4 protein-coding genes and 1 pseudogene are annotated in these 3,179 nt (G+C 74.2%); 3 read left to right on the top strand and 2 right to left on the bottom strand.

Annotated elements, in window-relative coordinates; all coding sequences use genetic code 11:
- Positions 1-319: pseudogene (locus tag ABD308_RS19535) on the bottom strand (hypothetical protein); the annotation flags it as partial.
- Between the two features lie 47 nt (positions 320-366).
- On the opposite strand from ABD308_RS19535, the gene npdG reads away from it, so the two are divergent.
- Together npdG and ABD308_RS19525 are read left to right on the top strand one after the other, a co-directional pair.
- Positions 367-1,059 (top strand): NADPH-dependent F420 reductase, encoded by a 693-nt coding sequence (gene npdG / locus ABD308_RS19530; RefSeq protein ID WP_344336363.1) that lies wholly within the window; start codon positions 367-369, stop codon positions 1,057-1,059.
- Between the two features lie 137 nt (positions 1,060-1,196).
- Positions 1,197-1,391 carry a hypothetical protein gene (locus ABD308_RS19525; RefSeq protein ID WP_344336359.1) on the top strand — a complete coding sequence of 65 codons (195 nt, stop codon included), beginning with the start codon at positions 1,197-1,199 and terminating at the stop codon, positions 1,389-1,391.
- A gap of 6 nt (positions 1,392-1,397) precedes the next feature.
- Here the strand turns inward: ABD308_RS19525 and ABD308_RS19520 are convergent, their stop codons facing one another.
- Positions 1,398-2,213, bottom strand: coding sequence for a site-2 protease family protein (locus ABD308_RS19520; protein WP_344336353.1), 816 nt, complete (start codon positions 2,211-2,213; stop codon positions 1,398-1,400).
- Between the two features lie 204 nt (positions 2,214-2,417).
- Between ABD308_RS19520 and ABD308_RS19515 the strand changes: the two genes are divergently transcribed.
- Positions 2,418-3,179: AfsR/SARP family transcriptional regulator (locus ABD308_RS19515; RefSeq protein WP_344336348.1), on the top strand; the 762-nt coding region annotated here is incomplete at its 3' end.

The following is a 3,179-nucleotide window of genomic DNA, read 5'->3' as shown; positions in this document are numbered from 1 at the left end:
CCACCACCAGGACGGTCGCCCCGCGCCCGGCCTCGGTCAGCCGCCGCAGACCGTGCGCCAGGTGGGCCGGCGCCTGCGGCGGGACCCGGTGCCGCAACAGGGTCGGGGCCAGCCGGGGCACGTCCGACCAGGCGGCCTCGTCGTTCAGGTGGGCGGCCAGGTGCCAGGGCTCGTACGCCTCGGTGCCGACCAGCAGCAGCCCGTCCGCCCCGCGCCGGGAGACCGCTCGCCGAAGCTCACCGGCGAAGCCGCCGACGGCCTCCAGCCAGCCGGTTCCGGTCAGCCGCTCCCGTAGTGCCGAAACTCTCACCGCGTCCATGGCGGACAGGATGACGCGCGGGCCCGGGGGTTTGGCAGGATCGGCCCATGACTTCCCTCGATTCAGCGACAAACCCGGCCCACGAGCTGCCGGACGTCTCGCAGCTCGTGGTCGGCGTCCTCGGCGGCACCGGCGACCAGGGGCGGGGGCTGGCCCTGCGGCTGGCCAAGGCCGGCCAGCGGGTGATCATCGGCTCGCGTGACGAGGCCCGCGCGCAGGCCTCGGCGGACGCGATCGGCCACGGCGTGCGCGGCGCCGACAACGCCACCACCGCCCGGGAGAGTGACATCGTGATCGTCGCGGTGCCGTGGGACGGCCACGCCGCCACGCTCACCGCGCTCCGCGAGGAGCTGGCCGGCAAGATCGTGGTGGACTGCGTCAACCCGCTCGGCTTCGACAAGCAGGGCGCCTTCGCGCTCGTCCCGGAGGAGGGCAGCGCCGCCCAGCAGGCCGCCGCCCTGCTGCCGGACTCCCGGGTGACCGCCGCCTTCCACCACCTGTCGGCGGTGCTGCTCCAGGACGAGTCGATCGAGCGGATCGACACCGACGTGATGGTGCTCGGCGAGGAGCGGGCGGCCACCGACATCGTGCAGGCGCTGGCCGGGCGGATCCCCGGCATGCGCGGCATCTTCGCGGGCCGGCTACGCAACGCGCACCAGGTGGAGTCGCTGGTGGCGAACCTCATCTCGGTCAACCGCCGCTACAAGGCCCACGCGGGCCTGCGGATCACCGACGTCTGATCACCGTCGTCCGATCAACGTCGGTCGATCACCGACGCCCGATGAGCGGCTCGCCGACCTCACCCCTGGACCCGGTCCGGAGGTGAGGTCGGCGACAATGGGGGCCGTCCGTCCACCGGCCCCAGGAGTCCGCCGCCATGCCCCGCACGTCCGTCCTCGCCTCCATCGTCGCCGTTCTCGCGCTGGCCGCCGCCGTGATCTCGCTGGTCCAGGGCTGGTGGCTCGGCCTCATCTGGCTCCCGATGGCGGGCATCGCCAGCAACGTGCTCTGGATGAACGTGCGCCGCGAGAAGCTGGCGAAGGCGGCCGCGGAGCAGACCGCCGGCGCCTGAGCCGGGTCAGTCCTTCCAGAACGTGAACAGTTCGTGGCCCACCTGCGCGTAGGCGCGGTCGACGCCCAGCAGGTCCATCGCGCCGTACACGGCCTCGAAGAACCAGTGGTTCACCTCCGGCTGCCAGAGCAGCGCGAAGACGGCCAGCATGCCGTACGGCGCGAACGGCTCGATCGCCCGCCGGGTCTTGTGCGACAGCCAGGGCTCGACGATCCCGTAGCCGTCCAGACCGGGCACCGGCAGCAGGTTGAGCAGGGTCGCGCTCAGCTGCAGCATGCCGAGGAAGCCCAGCGCCAGCGCGAACGGCGAGACGTTCAGCTCGTAGCCGTTCCAGACCGCCCGCACCTCGGGGTCGTCCAGCCAGCCCGCGCCGACCGGGACCAGCAGCAGCGCGGCGGCCACCAGGTTCACCAACGGACCGGCGGCCGAGATCAGGCTGTGCTTGAGCCGCCCGTGCACCCGGTGCCGCTCGATCCAGACCGCGCCGCCGGGCAGACCGATGCCGCCGAGCAGCACGAACACGATCGGCAGCACGAAGCTGAGCAGCGCGTTGGCGTACTTGAACGGGTTGAGGGTCAGGTACCCCTTGGCGCCGACGCTGATGTCGCCGCCGTGCAGCGCGGTCCGCGCGTGCGCGTACTCGTGCAGGCAGAGCGAGACCATCCAGCCGGCCACCACGAACAGGAAGACCCCGAACCGGGCGTTGCCGTATCCCTGGTAGACGGCGACGGCGGAGGTGACGAGGATCGCGAGCAGTACCCAGAACACCGGACTGATCCGGCGGTCCTCGCTGCGTGAGCGCTGCGTTGCGGCGAAGGTCATGGTGTGGGTGCTCCGGTGGTTGGGGCCGTGGGGACTGGGCAGAGGCCGATCATGCCGGGCGGTCGCGGCCCCGGACAAGCCGTCCCGGATGAACGCACGACGCCCGCCGCCGGGTTCCGCGCCCGGACGGAGGCGACGTGTGGTCAGCGTGGAGGGCCGGACAAATGTGCGTGGCCGGCCGTGCCGATCCACCAGAATGGTTCGGTGCACTACGGCATCCTCGGCACCACCACCGCCCACCACGACGACGGCACCCCGGTCCCGCTAGGCGGCGCCCGGCTGCGCGCGCTGCTCGCCGCGCTGGCCCTGCGGCAGGGGCGGCCGGTACCGGCCGACCTGCTGGTCGACGAGGTGTGGGACGCCGAGCCGCCGCAGGACTCCTCGGCGGCGCTGCAGACCCTGGTCGGCCGGCTGCGCCGCACCATCGGCCGCGACCGGGTGGGCTCGGGCCCGGCCGGGTACTGGCTGACCGACCCGGTGACCGACCTCGCCGAGTTCCAGCGGCTGGCCGCCGAGGGCCGCCGGGCACTGGAGCGGGGCGAGCACGCCGAGGCCGCCGAGCGGCTGCGGGCCGCGCTCGCGCTCTGGCGCGGCCCGGCGCTCGCGGACCTGCCGGACCGCGGCGGACCGGCCACCCGGCTGGAGGCGCAGCAGGACGAGGTCCTCCGGCACCGGATCACCGCCGACCTCGGCCTCGGCCGGGCCGCCGACCTGGTGGCCGAGCTCGCCGAGCTGTGCTCGGGGCAGCCGCTGGACGAGCCGCTGCAGTACCTGATGGTGCGGGCGCTGCACGAGAGCGGCCGGACGGCGGAGGCGCTGCGCCACTACGAGCGCACCCGACGGGCCCTCGCGGACGAGCTGGGCGTCGACCCGGGCCGTGCGCTCCGGACCCTCTACGCCGAGCTGCTGACCCCCGCCGCCCCCCCCGCCCCCCCCCCCCCCCCCCCCGCCCCCGCCCCCGCCGCC

Source organism: Kitasatospora putterlickiae, assembly GCF_039527695.1.
In the GTDB taxonomy this organism is placed as follows: Bacteria; Actinomycetota; Actinomycetes; order Streptomycetales; family Streptomycetaceae; genus Kitasatospora; species Kitasatospora putterlickiae.
This window is presented reverse-complemented; position numbering and strand designations above follow the sequence as displayed.